The sequence below is a fragment of the Nonomuraea zeae genome (assembly GCF_005889725.1).
In the GTDB taxonomy this organism is placed as follows: domain Bacteria; phylum Actinomycetota; class Actinomycetes; order Streptosporangiales; family Streptosporangiaceae; genus Nonomuraea; species Nonomuraea zeae.
This window is the reverse complement of sequence record NZ_VCKX01000098.1, coordinates 1-17,999: the sequence shown is the minus strand read 5'-3', so window position 1 is coordinate 17,999 and position 17,999 is coordinate 1. Positions and strand designations below refer to the sequence as shown.

The window sequence follows — 17,999 nt, the reverse complement described above, 5'->3', positions numbered from 1 at the left end:
ATCGCCTCGGGAACGGGGTTGTCGCGGGCCTGAGTTGCGGTGGACCGTAAGATTTCCTCCCGTGAAGTCTCCAGCATCGATCAAGAAGGCCGCCCAGTGGGCCTTGCCGTACTGGACCAGGGGCCAGGCGGGGCGCGAGACGCCGCAAGACCTGTTCCGGGTGCTCTATTTCGGCTGGCTGGCGGCGTTCACCCTCAAAGTGCTCGGCTCGGCGTGGGACGTCTCGTGGCACTTCAAGTGGCTGCGTGACGACCTCGCCCCGCCGCACCTGCTCAACTCCGCCGGCACGGCGCTCGCCGTCGCCCTGACCCTGATCCACGGCTACACGGGGTACGGCGTCGACAAGGCCGCGCTGAGGCTCATCCAGTGGGGCACCGGGATCTTCCTCGTCGCGGTCCCGCTCGACCTGATCAACCACCGCGTCAACGGGCTCGACATCACCTCGTGGAGCCCGTCGCACATCATGCTCTACGTCGGCACGTTCTTCATGATCATGGGCGTGGTCCGCGGCTGGTTCATGGGCGCGCCGCCCGGCAGGGAGCGGACCGTCCTGCTGGGCGTGTTCCTCGCGTTCTTCCTGGAGAACGTCCATTTCCCCGAGCAGCACCAGGAGTACGGCATCCTGTCGCTCGGCGCCTGGGACAACCAGGCCGTCTACGCCGAGCAGATCCTGCTGAGGTTCGCGGCCGACCAGATGGGCCGGCCGGTGGACCGGACGATGATGACGGAGTTCACCCTGCCCGTCCCGGACTTCCTCTACCCGGTCTACGCGGTCGTCGTCGGCGTCGCGGTGCTGGTCGCCGCGCGGCTGCTGATCGGCAGGTTCGGCGCGGCGACCCTGGTGGCGGGCGCCTACGTGGGGTTCAGGACGCTGGTCTGGCCGCTGCTGACGTTCACCGGGTTCCCGCCGTCCGCGCTGCCGTTCTTCCTCGTCGTCGCCGGCCTGGCGGTGGACGTCGCGTTCCTGGTGCGGATGCCCGCCGTACGCGCCGTGCTGGGGTCGGTCGGCGCGACGGCCGTCGCGTACGGCGCGCTGGTGGCGCAGAGCGCGATCATGGGCTCGGTCTACGGCGCGCTGAAGGGCCAGGAGGGGCTGCTCGGAGCACCCCCGCTGGCCACCGCGTCGGCCGTCTGGGCCGGGCTCGGCCTGCTCCTGGTGTGGCTGGCGGCCGAGTGGATCGCCGGCAGGGGGGAGCGCCGCTCTCAGGCGATCGACGCCCGCGTGATCGCCACCGCCACGCCGTAGGCCAGCCCCATCACGCCCACCTCGGCCGCCGCCCATCCCACCAGGGCGGTGGCCCGGCCCCCGCGCACGGCGGGCAGCAGGCGGAAGCGGATGTGCGCGGCCAGCGGCACCAGCGAGGCCATCAGCACCAGCTTGACCACGACCAGCTGCCCGTAGTGGCTGGTCACGATCGCGCCGGGCAGCGTCACGCCCGGCGTGAGCGCCATCGTGCCGAGCCCGGTGATCAGCCCGGACAGGCTCACCAGGAGCAGGCACACCGTGGCGATCCTGGAGAACCTGGGCAGCGCCAGGGCCAGCAGGTCCTTGTGCGGCGCGACGAAGATCGCCGTCGCCGCCAGCCCGCCCGCCCACGCCGCCGCGCCCATCACGTGGATCTCCATCGAGATCATGATGGGGTCGTGCCAGACGGAGTTCACCGCGTGCCCGGTGACCGGGATCGGCAGCAGCCCGAACAGCGCCACGATCACCCGCAGCTCGGCCGGCACCTTCTCGCCGAACCGCACCGCCATGAGCCCGATCCCGGCCGCCGCCAGCGCGCACGCGGCGCTGAACAGCAGGCCCTGCCCGGTGCCGACGCTGCCCACGTAGCCGGCGATCATCCCGAACGTCGGCACGCGGCCCGGGTTCAGCTCGGCGGTCTGGAACACGATCGTGAGCAGCGCGCAGATCGCCCACGCCCAGGCGGCCAGCACGGCCAGCGGCCGCACCCTGAGCAGGACCGGCTCGGTCAGCGCGGGGTGGTTGAACCCGAGCAGCTTGGGCAGCAGGCTGAGCCCGACCACCGCGACGGCGGCCAGGTCGAGCAGCACGCGCACGACCGGCAGCCCGATCGTGACCAGCGCTCCCGGCATGGGGACGCCCGGCACGGACTCCTGAGCGGTGAAGGTGCTGGCGGCCACCGCGGAGACGATCGCGCACACGCCGAACGCGCCCGCCACGAGCCGCCCGCCCACCCGCTGCCGGGGGAGAGCGGGAGCGGTCACCGTCACGCCCGCGTCTCCTCAGCCTGAGACTTCTCCGCAGCCTCCGCAGCCTCCGCAGCCTGTGCGGCCGGAGCGGGGGCCGCGCTCGGGCCGGAGCGCCGCAGGGCGACGGCCGTGCCGGCCGCGAGGACCAGCAGCGCGCCCACGATCCACACCACGGCCATCCCGGCCCCGCCGTTGGCCGCCGCCTCGGCCGCCTCAGCGTCGGACCCGGCACTCTCCGCGCCGGTGTCCTGCGTGCCCTGCGTTCCCTGCGTTCCCTGCGCGGTCTGCCCGGTGGCGCCGGCGGCCAGGGTGAAGGTGATCTTCCCGGTGACCGGGTGCCCGTCGGACGACAGGATCCGGTAGCCCACGACGTACGCGCCTCCGGCAGGCAGCGGCTTGACCTTCACCGACACCCGCTCCGCCGCGACGACGGCGGCCCCGTCGGCCCACGCGGACCCGTCCGCCCCCGTCACGCCCATCTGCGCGTATCCCTGGCGCACCGCCTGGTCGAACACCAGGGTCACCCGCTCGGGCGAGGCCGTCAGCGTCGCCCCGTCCTTGGGGTCGCTGCCGATCAGCACGTTGTGCGCCTGCGCCGGCGGAAGGGCGAGCCCCACCGCGACGAAGGCGAGCAGCAGGACCGTGAGTAGCCGCCTCACAGATCAGAACCTTCCATCGAACACGTTGTGAACCTGTATATGGTCCCATTCATGGGAGACCTGTTCGGCGGCGCGGCCCCTTACTACGCCAAATACCGCTCCGGTCACGGCGATCCGGCGATCGAGCATCTGGCCATGACGTTCGGCGCGGACAGCACGGTGCTCGACCTGGGTTGCGGGCCGGGCACCGTGGCGATCCCGCTGGCGCGGCGCGTGCGCCGGGTCCTGGCCGCCGACCCCGACGAGGAGATGCTCGCCGAGGGCGCGCGGCTGGCGGCGGGCGTGCCGAACATCACCTGGCTCTCCGGCGACTCCACGACGCTGCGCGCGTTCCCGGCGTTCGACCACGTGGTCATGGGCAGGTCGTTCCACTGGATGGACCGGCGTGCCGTGCTGGCCGAGCTGGACGAGCTGCTGCCGCCGGGCGGCGTCGTGGCGATCATCGGGCCGCCGCCCCGCGACATGGAGGAGGGCCCGTGGGAGCCCGTCATGCGGCGGGTGCGCGACGAGTTCGGGGTGAACACGTTCCGGGCCGCCAACTCCTACCAGACCAGCGGCGAGCACCATCACGAGGTGCTGGAGACCTCGCCGTTCGGCGACCTGGACGCGACGTCGTACGAGAACCGCCGGATGTACGACCTGGACGCGGTGATCGGCCTGCAGCTGTCCTACTCCTACACCGCACCCGCCCGCCTCGGCGACCGGGTGGCGGCCTTCACCGGGGCCGCGCGGGCGGCGCTGCTGGCGCAGAACCCGTCGGGCAGGTGGGAGCAGCGGACGGTGACCGAGGTGCTGATCGCCAGACGCCCGCGGGCCTAGCTCATGCGCGGGCGGGCTCGCGCGGGGCCGCCCAGATGCCCATGGCCTGCCAGATCCGCCGGGTGAACGCGTTGACCAGCCCGATCTCGGCGCACAGCTCGCGCGTCTTGCCGATCGAGTCCCTGATCTCCTGCTTGGCGGCCGGATTGCGCAGGTAGACCTCGGACACCACGTGCGCGGGGATGCGGAAGCGCCGGATCATCGGCCCCGGGGGCGCCAGCATGATCCGGGCCATCACCCCGAGGATGATCGGTGAGGCGATGCCCAGCATGAGCCGGCGACCGGCGGCCATCCGCGGCACCCGGTTGCGCAGGTAGTGCCGGGCGAAGGAGATGTGCCTGGCCTCCTCCGCGATGTGGATGCGCATGATCGTCTCTTCCAGCGGGTGGTGGACCCGCCCGTCCTTCAGCACCTTGCGCTGCACGTGGTCGATCGGGTCCTCGCCGCCCAGCACGAACACGAAGAACAGCTCGGTCGAGATCAGCGGGATCCACGGCGCTACCTGCGCGATCACCGACAGGGGGCCGGGCATGCCGCGTACCGGGAGCTTCGTGCGGTTCACGAACTCCTGGAACATCATCCCGTGGTGACCCTCTTCGATGGTCTCGTGGTAGACGTAGCGGAACTCGGGTGAGCCGTTGGGCAGCCGGTAGGCGTAGTTGAGCAGCCCGCGCTTGAGCAGGTTCTCGAACTGCAGCCCGATCTTCATGGCGGTGGCGATCCGCCACAGGCCGATCGCGGCCCGCGTCTCGGGGGAGCGGCTCCGGTACCAGGGGTGCCCGCCCAGCTTGTCCACCTCGGGCAGCTCCCAGCGCGGATCGGCCCGGTCCACGAGGAACTCGGGGTCGTCCCACGGTATGTCCCGGTACGGCTCCCAGTGCTTGTCCACCGACGCCTTCGAGAGACGTTCGATGACCGCCTGGTAGGCGCTCCTGTTCGCGACCTGCTCGTCGCTTTCCCTGGCGGCGGTAGAGCTCGGTGCGGATGTCATCGCTGCGCTCCTCTCCTCGCCCAGCAATTGTACGGACTATCCAATAGCGCTGGGAAGGGTACGGATCACAGGTTTTCGACGGCCAGTCCGAGCTCGTTCGCCGCGGCCGTCCGGATCAGCACGTTGACCCGGCGCCTGGACAGCACCTTGGAATGCACGTGCGTCTGGATCGCGAGGCCGTCGATGAGCCCGAGGATGCGCCACGTCGCCGCGTCGGGGTCGGAGCACTTGAACTCGCCGCAGTCCACGCCCGACTCGATGATCGAACGCAGGAGCAGGCGGCCCTGCGAGTCGATCCGCCGCGAGATCGCCTCCAGCTCCGAGCTGCGCATCGCCTCGGCCCACGCGTCGATCCACAGCCGCCAGCCCTCGGTGGGGATCGCCGGCGAGCACAGCCTGAGCAGGGTGCGCAGCCGGTCGAGCGGCGTGCCGGTGGAGCGCTCGATGTCGCCGAGCGCGTTGAGATGCAGGCGGGCGGCATAGGTGAAGGCCTGCGCGAAAAGCCCGTCCTTCGTCTCGAAATGGTAGAAGAGCAGCGCCTGGCTGACGCCGGCGGCTCTGGCGATGTCGACGGTCCTGGTGTGCCCGAAGCCCTGCTCCGCGATCACCTCGCAGGCCGTCTTCAGCAAATCCTCGCGCCGTAATCGGCTGAACCCTTGTGTCACAGCGTGTAACTCTAACTTCTGATATATGGCATTTATAGGACAAATCGGGCGCGGCTCGTTCGGCTGTCGCCGGGGACCTCCTTCACTGCCTGGCCGCGCCGCTGACACACAGTCATCTTGATCATGGTAACCGTGCGCCCGGTGGCGGTCGTGATCAGGGTCGAAAACCTTTCATTACCCAGCATCAGTCACTCCGTACCGGCATTTGCAGGACAAAGCGCGCACCGGTATCGGAAACCTCGATCACGAGGGTGCAGCGCGGGAAAGACCTCCAGAGCAATGCTCTATGCGTCCTGCGGCGACCTGGCTAGAGTAAGTGAGCACTGATGCCAAGGAGACGATGTGAACCTTGCAGAGTATCGGCGCGCCGCCAGGGCCTGGCTCCAGGAGAACGCTCCAGCGGACGACTACCCCGAGGCGGACGCGGTCACCAGGGCCAGAGAATTCATGGCCAAGCTCTATGACGCCGGCTACTCCGGCATCACCTGGCCGGAACGCTGGGGCGGGCAGGGGCTGACCCAGGCGGAGGAGCGCGAGTTCGCCGCCGAGGCCCGTGGCTACACACTTCCCACCTACGTCTTCTCGATCGGCCTCGGCATGACCGGCCCGACGCTGGTCGACCGGGGCACCGACGAGCAGCGCGAGCGGTTCGTCCGGCCGCTGCTGCGCGGCGAGGAGATCTGGTGCCAGCTCTTCTCCGAGCCCGGCGCCGGCAGTGACGTGGCCAGCCTGCAGACCAAGGCGGTGCTCGACGGCGACCACTGGATCGTCAACGGCCAGAAGGTGTGGACCTCGGTCGCCCACCACGCCGACTGGGGGCTGCTGCTGGCCCGCACCGACGTGGAGGTGCCCAAGCACAAGGGGCTGACCATGTTCGTGGTGGACATGCACCACCCCGGGGTGACGGTCAAGCCACTGCGCGACATGTCCGGCAGGGCCAATTTCAACGAGATCTTCTTCGACAACGTCACCATCCCGGACGAGCACCGCGTGGGCGAGGTCAACGACGGGTGGAGCGTGGCCGTCACGACGCTGCTGCACGAGCGGCTGTCGATCTCGGCGGGCGTCGGCATGAGCGGCCGGCGCGACGACCCGACCTCGATCGACGCGCTGCGCCGGGTCGTCGACACCGAGGATCCGCTGGTCCGCGACGAGCTCGTCGAGCTGCACATCCGCAGCCGCGCGCTCGCGCTGTTCAACCAGCGGCTCGCGCAGGAGACCAAGGCCGGGATCTTCCCGGGGGCCCGGGGCAGCGCCGCCAAGCTGCTGCTGGCCGAGCTGACCATGTTCAAGGCCGACCTGGCCACCCGGCTGGCCGGCCCCGAGAGCGCGCTCGCCGATCATCTCCTCGCCCGGGAGATCTCGCTGGCCCCCGGCATGGCGCTGGGCGGCGGCACGAACGAGATCATGCGCAACATCGTCGGCGACCGGGTGCTCAACCTGCCGCCCGAGCCCCGGGTGGACAAGACCGTGCCGTTCAAGGACCTGAAGGTGGGGACGCAGGGGTGAAGCTCGTACTCAGCCCAGAACAGCAGCAGCTCCGCGAGGCCGTGCGCGCCTTCCTGTGCACGGCCGCGCCGCTGCCGAAGGTCCGCGAGGGCTACGACCCGCAGGTGTACGCCCGGCTGAACGGCGAGCTGGGATTGTCCGGCCTGATCGTCCCCGAGGAGTACGGCGGCGCGGGCGCGGGCCTGGCCGAGCTGGCGGTCGCGCTGGAGGAGACCGGTGCCGCCCTGCTGCCTGGACCGTTCCTGGCCACCGTGTTCGCCACGGTCGCCGTCACCCGGCTCGGCCCCGCGCCGGACAAGGAGCTGCTGACCGGCATCGCCGAAGGCCGGATCACCGCCACGCTCGCCCGGCCGGACGCCGACGCCGACATCACCTACGACGGCACGGCCGTGCACGGCACGCTGGCGCAGGTGCTCAGCGGCATGGAGGCCGACGTGCTGGTGGTGCCCGCGCTGGGCGCCGACGGCGTGGTCATGGCCGCCGTCGAGCTGGCCGCGCCCGGCGTCACCAGGACCGCGCTGGAGACGCTCGACATCACGCGCGGCCAGGCGCGGGTGGTCCTGGAAGGCGCGCCGGCCAGGGTGCTGGGCTCGCCGCCGGAGAGCGGCGTCGGCGACCGGCTGTGCGTGGCGTTGGCGGCCGAGCAGCTCGGCGTGCTGCGGGCGTCGCTGGACGCCATCGTCGCCTACGCCAAGATCCGCGTGGCGTTCGGCCGCTACATCGGCTCCTACCAGGGCGTCAAGCACAAGCTGGCCGACATGCACTGCAAGCTCGAACAGGCCGAGTCAATCGTCAGATACGCGGCCTGGGCCGCCGACGAGTCGCCGGAGGAGCTGCCGGAGGCCGCCGCGCTCGCCCAGGCCTACGTCGGCCGCGCCTGCTTCGAGGTGGCCCGCGACCACCTGCTGCTGCACGGTGGCATCGGCTTCACCTGGGAGCACGACGCACATCTGTTCTACAAGCGCGCCAAGGCCGACGAAGTGCTGCTCGGCCCGCCCCGCCTGCACCGCGCCCGCCTCGCGAACCTGCTGGAGTTGTAATGGACGTCACCGGGCTGCCCGGCTTCTACGCCATCGCCGCCGCCGACCCCGACCGGCTCGCGGTGATCGACACCGACGGCACGGAGACGTCCTACGGAGACCTGCTCGCCCGGGTCAACCAGGTCTCACACGGGCTCAGGGCCCGCGGGCTCGGCACCGGCGACGTGGTGGCCGGCGTGCTGCCCAACGGGATCGACGCGGTCGTCATGCTCATGGCGACCGGCCAGATCGGGCTCTACTACGTACCGATCAACTGGCACCTGACCGCGGCCGAGGTGGCGTACATCCTGACCGACTGCGACGCCAAGGTCGTCGTCACCGGGCCCGGGTACGCCGTGCCCGGCGCCGAGATCGGGACCGCCGGGCTGGCCGAAGGGCAGCCCGCGGACGCGCCGGGGGAGCGGACCTCCGGGGCCGTCATGTGGTACACCTCCGGCACCACCGGCTTCCCCAAGGGCGTGCAGCGGCCGCTGCCCGGCAGCGCGCCCGAGGAGATCGTGCCGCTGTACTCGTGGTTCCTGGGCGAGGTCGTGGACCTCAAACCGGGTGACGAGATCCACCTGGTGACCTCGCCGATGTACCACTCCTCGCCGTGCGCGCACGTGCAGTTCGCGCTGCACTTCGGGCACACCGTGGTGATCACGCCCAAGTTCGAGCCGGTGAACATCCTGGAGCTGATCGAGCGGCACCGGGTGTCCAACGCGATGATGGTGCCGACCATGTTCCACCGGATGCTCCAGCTCCCGGAGGAGGTCAAGGCCAGGTTCGACCTGTCGAGCCTGCGGCAGGTCATCCACACCGCCGCCGCCTGCCCGGTCGCGGTCAAGCAGCAGATCATGGACTGGTGGGGGCCGGTCCTGTACGAGTACTACGGCTCGACCGAGTCGACGATCGCCTTCTCCGTCAAGCCGCACGACTGGCTGGCCAGGCCGGGCACCGTCGGCCGGCCCGCCCCCACGTTCGAGGCCAAGATCGTCAACGAGGAGGGCAAGGAGCTGCCGCCCGGCGAGCCCGGCATGATCTACGTCAAGTCCAGTCTCGGCAAGTTCGAGTACCGCAAGGACCCGGCGAAGACGGCCGCCAGCATGCTGGGGGAGTGGTACACGCCGGGCGACATCGGCTATCTGGACGACGACGGCTACCTGTTCCTGTGCGACCGGCGTACCGACCTGATCGTCTCCGGCGGGGTCAACATCTACCCCGCCGAGATCGAGGCGGCGCTGCTCGAACACCCCGCGGTGGCGGACGTGGCCGTCATCGGGGTGCCCGACGAGGAGTGGGGCCACAACGTGGTCGCGCTCGTGCAGCCCGCCGAGGGCGTCGAGCCGGGGCCCGCGCTCACCGCCGAGCTGCTGGAGCACTGCGCGCCGCGCATCGCCAAGTTCAAGCACCCGAAGGTGGTCGAATACCGGCAGACGCTTCCGCGCACCCCCACGGGCAAGCTGTCCCGCTCGAAGGTGCGCGCCGACTACCTCTCGGAGGCGTGAAAGACCAGCTCCTCGGTGTAGCGCCGGCCGTCGCCCAGGTAGAAGCGGGTCGAGAGGGTACGGTCGGCGGTGTCGAAGACGGTGCTCCACAGCGTGCGGAACGGGACCTGCGGATCCTCGGCCGCCTGGACGGCCCCCAGGCTGTCGCGCAGGTCCTGCGCCGACATGGTGACGCCCTTGCTGCGCTCGTGCAGGGTGCGCAGCCGGCCGTACGACTGCAGGCTGTGCTCGGTGTCCTCCGGCAGGTTCATCGGATCGGGGTGGCGGTGCAGCAGGTGGTTGGTGACGCAGAGCGGGCCGTCGCCGAGCTCGACGATGTGCTCGCTGCCGTCCCTGCCCCGCTCCCACACGAACGCCTGCCCGTGCGCGTCGGCCACCAGGTAGTGCAGCGCGGTGCCGTAGTCGTAGTGCTTGGCGCCCAGCAGCGCCTGCTTGGCCTGCTCGACCGTCTCACAGGTGTCGACCAGGAACCGGGGCAGCTGCACGCTGGCCAGGCCGACCTGCGGGGTGGTGGCGCCCTCCGGCGGCGTGGCGTTCTCGAAGTCGGCGATCAGCAGCATGACCGCCAGCCCCGCCGAGTTGATGCCGTCCATGCAGCCGTCGAGGTCGTTCATGGTGATCACGGTCGTGGTGAGGCCCTGGTCCGGCACCGTGGTGATCACGTAGGGGCGCGAGGCCATCGGCAGCTCGTTCGGCCTCGGGGCGGTGCCCATGATCTCGCTGGCGGTCGAGGGGAAGAAGTCGTAGTTGCGGCCCACCCGGCCGTGGCCGTCCGCCGAGGCCGACGGGGGGATCCACAGCGCCGAGCAGCCGGAGCCCTCGGGGATGAAGTTGAGCCCGTCCAGCGCCAGCTCGTCCTGGTCCGGGTCCAGACCGAGGGCCGCCGCCGCGCCGTCCATCCGGGCGTGGTGCTGCGGCCAGTGCCGCTCGAACCAGGTGCGGCGGGCCCGGTTCACGGTCGGGTCGGCGGGGGCGGGCGACCAGCCCAGCCGCCTGGCCTCCTCGGTGAGCGCCCGGCCGATCTCGAAATGGCTGCCGGACAGGGTCAGATGGCGTACGAGCTGGAAGTCGTCCTTGCCGCCCGCGACATGCGTCATGTTCTTCATGACCCCTACGGTGCGGCAGCCCGCTGACCGGTGCCTGACCGGCCGCTGACCGCCCGGTGATAGCGCTCGGCCAGCCGCAGCACCTGCTCGGCCAGTTCCGGCGGGTCCAGCACCTCGAAGTCCACGCCGATCATCCCGATCCACACCGCCATCCCGTTCAGGTCGTCGCCGCCCAGCCTGAGCAGGCAGCTGGCGTCGTCCACCGGCTCGACCTCCAGCCCCAGCGGCAACGTGATCACCCGGTCGGCCGGAGCGTGCAGCAGCACCGTGGCCCGGTAGCGCCACATCGCCGTGTTGACGCCCTTCTCCACGTACGCCGCCACGTCGCCGTCCCCCGGCAGCTCGCGCGGCGTGAACCGGGGCCCGGCCGGGGTGCGCGGCCGGATCCTGTCCACCCTGAACGTCCGCCAGTCCTGCCGCTCGACGTCATATCCCACGAGGTACCAGCGGCCCCGCTGGTGCACCAGCCGGTACGGCTCCACGTTCCGCACGGTCGGCTCGCCCTCGTGAGCGGTGTAGTCGAAGCGGAGCCGCTCGTGGTCGCGGGCCGCGTTCGCGATCGCGGTCAGCACCTCGGGGGCGACCAGCGCCCGGACCTGGACGGGGATCTGGACGGTGTAGGTGTTGAGCGCGTTCACCCGGCGGCGCAGCCGGGACGGGAGCACCTGCTCCAGCTTGGCCAGGGCGCGTACCGAGGTCTCCTCGATGCCCTCCACGCCCCCGCCCGCCGCGCGGCCCAGCCCGACCGCGACCGCCACGGCCTCCTCGTCGTCGAGCAGCAGCGGCGGCAGGGCGGCCCCGGCGCCGAGCCGGTAGCCGCCCGCGACGCCCGGCGTGGCGTGCACCGGGTAGCCCAGCGAGCGCAGGCGCTCGACGTCGTTGCGGATCGTCCTGGTCGAGACCCCGAGCCGGGCCGACAGCTCGGGACCTGACCAGTCCTTGTGCGCCTGCAGGAGGGAGAGGAGCTTGAGCAGTCGGGCCGAGGTTTCCAGCATGCGCACCAGTGTGCCTGCTATCGCGGCAAGGATGCTTCCGTGTTCACCACGATCTTCCCTCTGAAGTGGCCCTCCTGGCTGAGCCGCTGCGCGTCGGCCGTCCGCTCCAGCGGGAACACCTCGGCGATCGGCAGCCGCACCCCCTCGACGGATGGAGGCGTACCGGGCGTGCCGGTGGAGAAGCGCACGCCGAGCTCCGCCGCGCTCATCGGGTCGGCGATGGTGACCACCTTGGCGGGGTCGCCGGTGAGCTCGACCGACAGGGCCAGCTCGCCCCTGCCGGAAGCGTCCAGCACCCGGTCGACGGGACCCGGGAGGCGTTCGGCCAGCCCTTCCCCGTAGGTGACCGGGTGGATGCCGAGGCCGCGCAGGAAGTCGTGGTGGCGCTCGCTGGCCGTACCGACGACCTCGGCTCCGCCGGCGATCGCGAGCTGCGCGGCGGCCAGCCCGACGCCGCCCGCGACGGCGTGGATCAGCAGCCGGTGCCCGGCCTCGACGCCGAGCTCGCGCAGCGTGCGGCGCGCCGTCCCGGCCGCGACGGGCAGCGCGGCGGCCTCCTCGTAGGTGAGATCGTCCGGTTTCGCGATGAGCGCGCCCGCCTCGGCGATCGCGTGCGTGGCGGCCGCCCCGGACGCGACCTGGCCGAACACCGGCTGGCCGAGCCGCCATCCGGTGACGCCGGGACCGAGCGCGTCGATCGTGCCGGCCAGCTCGATCCCCGTGCCCTGCGGACCGTCGATCGCGGTGCCCATGCCGCCCGCGCGCAGCTTCCAGTCGAGCCCGTTCACCCCGGCCGCCCTGACCGCGACCCGCACCTGGCCGGGACCGGGCTGGGGGAGCGGGATCTCCTCCAGGGCGAGCACCTCGGGGCCGCCATGGGCCCGGTAGCGCACGGCCTGGGCGGTGACCAGCAGGAGCGCCTTGCCGACGAGCTCGCGGGCGGCCAGCGCGGCGTGCGCGTCGGCGGCGCGTTCGAGCGGCAGCGTCAGCCCGACCACGGTCGCCAGCGTGCCCGCCGCCGCTTCCCGCATGGTCCGCTCCGCCAGGCTCCTGAGCTCGTCCGGGGCGAACTGGACCTGCTCCATGCCGACGAGCCGCACGCTTCTCCGCGCGGCCTCGGCCGGGTCGATCAGCGCGGGCGCGCCGCCGGGGACCCCGTAGGCGAAGAGCACGCCGCCCGGGTCCACCAGCTCGAACGCGTCCGCGCCCACCTGGCCGCCGGCCCCGTCGAACACCACGTCGAACCTGCGGTCGCCGGCCGTCAGGTCCGCGTACCCGATCGTCTCCGCCGCGCCCATGCTCGCGGCCGCCGCGCGCTTGGCCGGGCCGTGGGCGGCGGCCGTGACGTGCGCGCCGGCGGCCTGCGCGAGCCGGACGAGCGGGAGCCCCAGCCCTCCGCCCGCGCCGGTCACCAGCACCCGCGTGCCGGGCCGCAGCGCCGCCGCATCGGTCAGGCTCAGCGCCGCGGGCCCCACCTGCGTCAGGGCCGCGGCCTGCCACAGGGGCAGCTCGGCGGGCACCTCGACGATCGTCGCCACGGCGGCCACGACCTGCTCGGCGTACCCGCCGTCCGGCACGAACGCGGCCACCCGCCGCCCCGTCCACGCGGGGTCCACTTCCTCACCCACCGACAGCACGTGCCCGGCGACGCCCGTGCCCGGCACGAACGGCGGCTCGTGCCCGAACCACTCACGCCCCCATCCGGTCCGCAACTGCGCGTCGATCGACATCACGTCCACCACCGAGACGCCGACCACGACCTGTCCGGGCCCCGCGACGGGATCCGGCACCCCCTGGACGATCTCGAGAACCTCGGGACCGCCGAACTTCGTTACCTCCACCACGTTCATGCGGCCCAGTCTGATACCTCAACTTTGGTTGAGGTCAATCCGGCGGCGCTCGCGGAGTGTCTCGCTCAGGGCGGCGAGCCGCTCGCACAGCTCCCCGGTCGTGAACGGGCTGCGCGGCGTCCGGTCCGGAGGCCGCTGCCCCGGCCGCAGCAGCACTTCGGAGTACGACCTGGTCACGGCGCCCTCCAGGAACATCGTGACCGTCAGCCCCGCGCCGACCCGCACGTGGTGGAAGGTGCTGGCGGCCTGCGAGTACGCCGTCCCCGCGGCCACCTCCAGCGTGGCCGACGTCGCCACCGTGACCGTGTCCTCGCGCTCCAGCAGCCAGCCCTCGGCCTGCAACGGCGTGCTGTCGATGTACCTGGTGTGCGGCCGCCCCCTTCCGCTCGCCGCGAACAGCGTCGAGCGCACCTGCCCGGCCACCACGGCCGAGGAGAAGGCGAAGCGATGGTTGTGCACGTGCTCCCGGCCGCGCTCGTCCTCCGGCCACCACACGTGCAGGCGCAGGCGGCCCGCCGGATGGCGGCACCACAGCACGTACTTGTCGAAGCCGAGCGGATGGCGGTAGGAGTCGGGCGCGATCTGCGCGGCGGCGGACTCGTCGGCGGCCAGGCCCTCCAGCAGCCGGGCGAGCCGGTCGGGCCGCGCCAGCTCGCGCAGCGCGGCCCGCTGCTGCCGCGCCGGCGCCGCGACCAGCGCGGGCAGCCGCCGCACCAGGTCGTCCACGGCTCAGGCCAGACCGAGCTCGACCACGCACAGGCAATGGTCGGAGAAGGTACGGACGATGCGCGCCGAAAGGCGCTTGACGGAGGCGGAGTGCACGATGTCGTCCACGGCCTTGCCCTTGTGCGTGGGCGCGCTGACCGACGACTCCAGCTCAGCCTCGATCCGCTCCAGCAGCAGGCCGCGATGCGGCGTGTTGAAGTCGCCCCCGATCACGGTCAGCTCTCCCTCCTTGGGCTCGAGGTGCCGGGCCAGGCTGTCCCAGATGTAGCCGAGCTCCGGGTTGTCGGCCCGCTCGCCGAACCGGTGGAAGGGCGGCATGTGCACCGAGGTCATCGCCACGACCTGGCCGGCGGCCTTGACCACGGCGGTGACCGCGCCCTTGTCGAACGACCGCAGGCCGCCCGACTCCAGCCGGGGGTTGGGCAGCACGGTGTCCGCCGTGGTCTCGATCGGGAACCTGCTGGCCACGGCCACGCCGGAGAGCATCCCCGGTACCAGCCAGGCGGGCGAGAGCACGTTGCGGGCGTGATGCCGCAGACGTGTCCGCTCGGCCAGCCTGGCCAGCAGCGGCGACAGCCCCCGGTCGGCCGGGAACGGCACCTCCTGCAGGGCGAGCAGGTCGATCCGCTCGTCCAGCACCCGTTCGACGCATTCGCCGGCCACGTCGCCGTGCTCGGCCACGCCCTCGTGGACATTCCAGGCGCCGACCCGGATGGTGGTCATGTCCGGACCGGCCGCCGCATCGCGTAGTCGCGGATGACGCTCAGCCCCTGGTACGTCATCCAGATGGGACGCCGCTGTCTCCACTGCCAGATTCCGTTCTCTTGACGGCCGAGTACCGATCCGACGGCGGCCCGCAGCGCTGCGGGATCGGGGTGGTCGCAGGCCAGGAGCGCCTTGGCCACCCAGGCCGCCGTGAAGTGCTCGATGGTGATCGTGTCGAGTTCGGTTCCCACCGGCCGCCTGAGGCGTTCGTGGTCGTCGCTCAGATCTCCCGACTTGACCAGCCAGTCCAGGCTCGCGCCGACCGCGTCGTCCAGGTCCCGATGCGCCGACAGCACGTCGGCGGCGCGGCGCAGGGCGACGATCGCCCGCGCGGTGTGGGCCGGGGACGGCGGCGGCCGCTCGCCCAGCATCTCCCCCCAGCCCACCCGGCCGTGCAGGTGCGTGGCGGAGGCGACCAGCAGGTCGGCCAGCTCAGGCAGGAGCGTGGAGCGCGGCGCGACCTCGGCCAGCGTGGACACCACCGTGCTGACCACCGTGGTGCTCCTGAGCCCGACCTCGTCGGCTCTGGTGATGTCCTCCAGCAGCGCGACCAGCCGGCTCCGCGTGTCCGGGTCCAGCCCCGCCCGGCAGATCGCGCCGAGCGCCCAGGCGGTCACCTCGGGCCGGCCGATGCCGCGCTGGCTGCGCGCGGCCCAGCCGCCGTCCTTGCACTCCAGGGCCAGCAGCGTGCGCACCAGCATGCCGCGGTCGAGCGAGGGGTGGTGCAGGTCCATGGCCAGCACCAGGCGCAGGCCGTAGGAGGTGCCGGTGGCGCTCGGCGGCAGCGGCTCGCCGAGGAACTGGCACCAGCCGCGTACGTCCTGATGGCCGGGGAGGGGCCTGACGGTCTGGAGCAGCCGTCTCCTGGCACCGGCGACCAGCACGAGCGCACTCACCCCCGCGCCCGCGCCCGTGCCCGCGTCGGCGCCCGTGCCCGCGCCCGTGCCCGCGTCGGCACTCGCGCCCGCGTCGGCGCCCGCGTTGGCGCCCGCGTTGGCGCCCGCGTTGGCGTTGGCGGGCGACGGTGTCTCGCGCGTGGCGACCGGGTTCGGTGCCCCGGCACGGGCGAGCGTGTCCGGACGAGCCGAGGCCGCCGCCCCGGACACCGGGTTCGACTCGACGCCATCGGCCGGTGCCACGGTCTGAGCCGTCAGGCTCTCGATCGCGGGCAGGCGGCGCAGCGAGGCCAGCCCCAGCCACACGACCCCGGCCGCGAGCAGGGCCAGCAGGTAGCGCAGGAAGTCCAGGGTGAACCAGGACTCAGGCAGATGATCGATGAGGACGCCGTAGGTGGTGAAGGCGGCGGCGGGGGGAGCCGCGATGAAGACGGCCTTGAGCACGCGGTGTCGCGGGATCCCACCCTCCCGCAGGCTGTGATCGATCACGGACCGCTCCGCGCTGAGATATCGATGTACTCAAAACGGTAACCCGGGGACGAACACCACGTCGATCCATTCGCCCCCGGGAAAACGCACGCCTCCCGTACGCGTGGACAACCTGCCGCGCCATCGACCCGCGAGCGCGTCAACCCGCACGAGCCCGGCCGGCCGCCCACCACGTGCGGGTCAGCAGCCGGCCTGCACACCCTCGGAGATCACGACCCATCCCCGAAGATCTTCTGGGCCTGCTGGATGATCGTCAGCACGGTCAGCGTCCCGAAGAACGCCACCGACCAGACCAGCGCCCCCAGCCGGTAGGACCGGACCTTGATCGCCTCGGGCAGGGACCGCCGGTTCAGGACGATCAGCAGGATCGAGTACACGAACATCATCACGGCCGCGAAGCTCGCCGAGAACACCAGCAGGATGAGCGGCTGGTCGAAGCCCAGCAGCAGGATCCCGCACCCGATCAGCGCCATCGCCCAGACGACGAAGAAGTAGACCCGGTTCACGGAGACGGGCTTGTCGTGCAGATAGACCGTCTTGATGGTGTCGGAGGCCAGCCGCGAGGTGTAGTCGACGATGCCCATGGCCGAGGCGAACAGGGCCAGCGCCCCGATCACCCAGAACAGCAGGCCGAACCACGTGCCGACGGTGCTCTGCAGCACCTCGCCCTCGACCTGCAGGAAGCCGATGCTGTTCTCCAGGCCCGGCTTACCGAACACCGTGGAGTAGGCCAGCATCGACATGAGCGCGATCGTCACGAACGACACGAGCGCGAAGGTCGAGGCCTGCTCGACGTTCGCGAACCGCCACCACTGTCGCCACCGCGCCAGGTTCTCCTTGGTGGGGGCGAACTGGAATCCCGTCGAAGCGGCCGCCTCCTCGTGCCCGGTCACCGGGCTGACCAGGCGGGGGACGTACTGGCCCATGCCGAAGCCCTTGTCGCGGATCCAGTTGCTCTGGCACAGGTTCTGGCCGCCGCCCGCTCCCGCGTACGCGATGGCGCCCATGAGCACCGCGAACTCCAGCGGCGGCACCGGGAACCTGGCGCCGACGGTGAGGCCCTTGCCCAGCTCGACCCAGCTCTCGGCGTTGATCGCGAACAGGATCGCGACCAGGGCCAGCGTCGCCACCAGCGCGATCTTCACGAAGATGACCCGTTCGAGCATGGTGTAGATCACCGGCGCGAGCGTCAGCCCGAGCGCGATCACGAGGAGCATGCCGATCGCGATCCAGCGCACAGAGCCCGCGCCGGACCCGGTCAGATAGGTCACCATGGTCGCGGACGTGGTCACCCAGCCGGGCCACAGGTTCGAGCCTAGCGTCATCAGCACGAAGACCAGGCCCCAGTGCTTCCACATCCGGCTGAACCCGGTCAGCGCGGTCTCGCCGGTGGCCAGGGTGTAGCGCTCGATCTCCATGTTGAGGAACCACTGGGTGATGATCCCGATCGCGGCTCCCCAGATGAACACGAGCCCGACTTGGGAGGCGATGTACGGCCACAGGATGAACTCGCCCGACGCCAACCCCACTCCCGCGCCCACCAGGCCGGGGCCGATGATGCGCCAGGTGGATCGGGGTGGCTCCGGAAGGTCGCGGACGGTGACAGGTGGGAGGACTCGCCCGGGAACGGTTGGAGTGAACTCCGCCATGCGGCTCTCCTTGTTCGGCTTTCCTTCCCGCCACATTACAGAGATCCGAAACTGCAGTGGAATAGCTAGTTAATCACCACCACATATTCGCCCCGATCCGTAAATCCGACCACTTGTCCCCCTGTCTCTTTACACATCT

General features: G+C 71.4%; 16 protein-coding genes. 5 read left to right on the top strand and 11 right to left on the bottom strand.

The genetic code is table 11. The features are described from left to right. Positions 1 to 61: 61 nt before the first annotated feature. Positions 62 to 1,246 (top strand): hypothetical protein, encoded by a 1,185-nt coding sequence (locus ETD85_RS28710; protein ID WP_240779487.1) that lies wholly within the window; start codon positions 62 to 64, stop codon positions 1,244 to 1,246. Here the strand turns inward: ETD85_RS28710 and ETD85_RS28705 are convergent. After that, positions 1,204 to 2,235 (bottom strand): CopD family protein, encoded by a 1,032-nt coding sequence (locus ETD85_RS28705; protein ID WP_138692908.1) that lies wholly within the window; start codon positions 2,233 to 2,235, stop codon positions 1,204 to 1,206. The genes ETD85_RS28710 and ETD85_RS28705 overlap by 43 nt on opposite strands. Next, positions 2,232 to 2,873, bottom strand: coding sequence for a copper resistance CopC family protein (locus ETD85_RS28700; protein WP_138692907.1), 642 nt, complete (start codon positions 2,871 to 2,873; stop codon positions 2,232 to 2,234). Before ETD85_RS28700 ends, ETD85_RS28705 begins: the two co-directional genes overlap by 4 nt. A gap of 51 nt (positions 2,874 to 2,924) precedes the next feature. On the opposite strand from ETD85_RS28700, the gene ETD85_RS28695 reads away from it, so the two are divergent. Next, positions 2,925 to 3,692: a class I SAM-dependent methyltransferase gene (locus tag ETD85_RS28695; protein WP_170246888.1), complete on the top strand. Its 768-nt coding sequence runs from the start codon at positions 2,925 to 2,927 to the stop codon at positions 3,690 to 3,692. A gap of 1 nt (position 3,693) precedes the next feature. Here ETD85_RS28695 and ETD85_RS28690 read toward each other — a convergent pair whose 3' ends face one another. Beyond that, positions 3,694 to 4,683, bottom strand: coding sequence for an AurF N-oxygenase family protein (locus ETD85_RS28690; RefSeq protein WP_138692905.1), 990 nt, complete (start codon positions 4,681 to 4,683; stop codon positions 3,694 to 3,696). Positions 4,684 to 4,748: 65 nt separating this feature from the next. Further along, positions 4,749 to 5,348, bottom strand: a complete 600-nt coding sequence (locus ETD85_RS28685) for a TetR/AcrR family transcriptional regulator (RefSeq protein WP_138692904.1) — start codon at positions 5,346 to 5,348, stop codon at positions 4,749 to 4,751. Between the two features lie 342 nt (positions 5,349 to 5,690). Between ETD85_RS28685 and ETD85_RS28680 the strand changes: the two genes are divergently transcribed. The 3 genes from ETD85_RS28680 to ETD85_RS28670 are packed head-to-tail and all read left to right on the top strand — an operon-like array spanning position 5,691 to position 9,384. Next, entirely contained in the window at positions 5,691 to 6,857 is a 1,167-nt protein-coding gene (locus ETD85_RS28680; RefSeq protein ID WP_138692903.1) for an acyl-CoA dehydrogenase family protein, read from the top strand. After that, the gene (locus tag ETD85_RS28675; protein ID WP_138692902.1) at positions 6,854 to 7,897 is read left to right on the top strand and encodes an acyl-CoA dehydrogenase family protein; all 1,044 of its coding nucleotides are present in this window, start codon (positions 6,854 to 6,856) and stop codon (positions 7,895 to 7,897) included. The genes ETD85_RS28680 and ETD85_RS28675 overlap by 4 nt, the downstream gene beginning before the upstream one ends. Further along, positions 7,897 to 9,384, top strand: a complete 1,488-nt coding sequence (locus ETD85_RS28670; protein ID WP_138692901.1) for an AMP-binding protein — start codon at positions 7,897 to 7,899, stop codon at positions 9,382 to 9,384. The genes ETD85_RS28675 and ETD85_RS28670 overlap by 1 nt, the downstream gene beginning before the upstream one ends. Here the strand turns inward: ETD85_RS28670 and ETD85_RS28665 are convergent. The 7 genes from ETD85_RS28665 to ETD85_RS28635 form a co-directional block, all read right to left on the bottom strand. Continuing rightward, positions 9,366 to 10,490: a C45 family autoproteolytic acyltransferase/hydrolase gene (locus tag ETD85_RS28665; RefSeq protein WP_206058668.1), complete on the bottom strand. Its 1,125-nt coding sequence runs from the start codon at positions 10,488 to 10,490 to the stop codon at positions 9,366 to 9,368. The two genes, ETD85_RS28670 and ETD85_RS28665, sit on opposite strands and share 19 nt — an antisense overlap. Before the next feature lie 5 nt (positions 10,491 to 10,495). After that, positions 10,496 to 11,485 (bottom strand): helix-turn-helix transcriptional regulator, encoded by a 990-nt coding sequence (locus ETD85_RS28660; RefSeq protein ID WP_138692900.1) that lies wholly within the window; start codon positions 11,483 to 11,485, stop codon positions 10,496 to 10,498. Between the two features lie 17 nt (positions 11,486 to 11,502). Continuing rightward, the gene (locus tag ETD85_RS28655) at positions 11,503 to 13,335 is read right to left on the bottom strand and encodes a zinc-binding dehydrogenase (RefSeq protein WP_138692899.1); all 1,833 of its coding nucleotides are present in this window, start codon (positions 13,333 to 13,335) and stop codon (positions 11,503 to 11,505) included. Positions 13,336 to 13,353: 18 nt separating this feature from the next. Beyond that, positions 13,354 to 14,061 (bottom strand): hypothetical protein, encoded by a 708-nt coding sequence (locus tag ETD85_RS28650; protein WP_138692898.1) that lies wholly within the window; start codon positions 14,059 to 14,061, stop codon positions 13,354 to 13,356. A 3-nt stretch (positions 14,062 to 14,064) separates the two neighbouring features. Further along, positions 14,065 to 14,784 carry an endonuclease/exonuclease/phosphatase family protein gene (locus ETD85_RS28645; RefSeq protein WP_138692897.1) on the bottom strand — a complete coding sequence of 240 codons (720 nt, stop codon included), beginning with the start codon at positions 14,782 to 14,784 and terminating at the stop codon, positions 14,065 to 14,067. Continuing rightward, entirely contained in the window at positions 14,781 to 16,211 is a 1,431-nt protein-coding gene (locus ETD85_RS28640; protein WP_138692896.1) for a hypothetical protein, read from the bottom strand. The genes ETD85_RS28645 and ETD85_RS28640 overlap by 4 nt, the downstream gene beginning before the upstream one ends. Positions 16,212 to 16,420: 209 nt before the next feature. Continuing rightward, complete coding sequence (locus ETD85_RS28635) at positions 16,421 to 17,860, bottom strand: Nramp family divalent metal transporter (RefSeq protein WP_138692895.1); 1,440 nt, start codon at positions 17,858 to 17,860, stop codon at positions 16,421 to 16,423. Between the last annotated feature and the right edge of the window lie 139 nt (positions 17,861 to 17,999).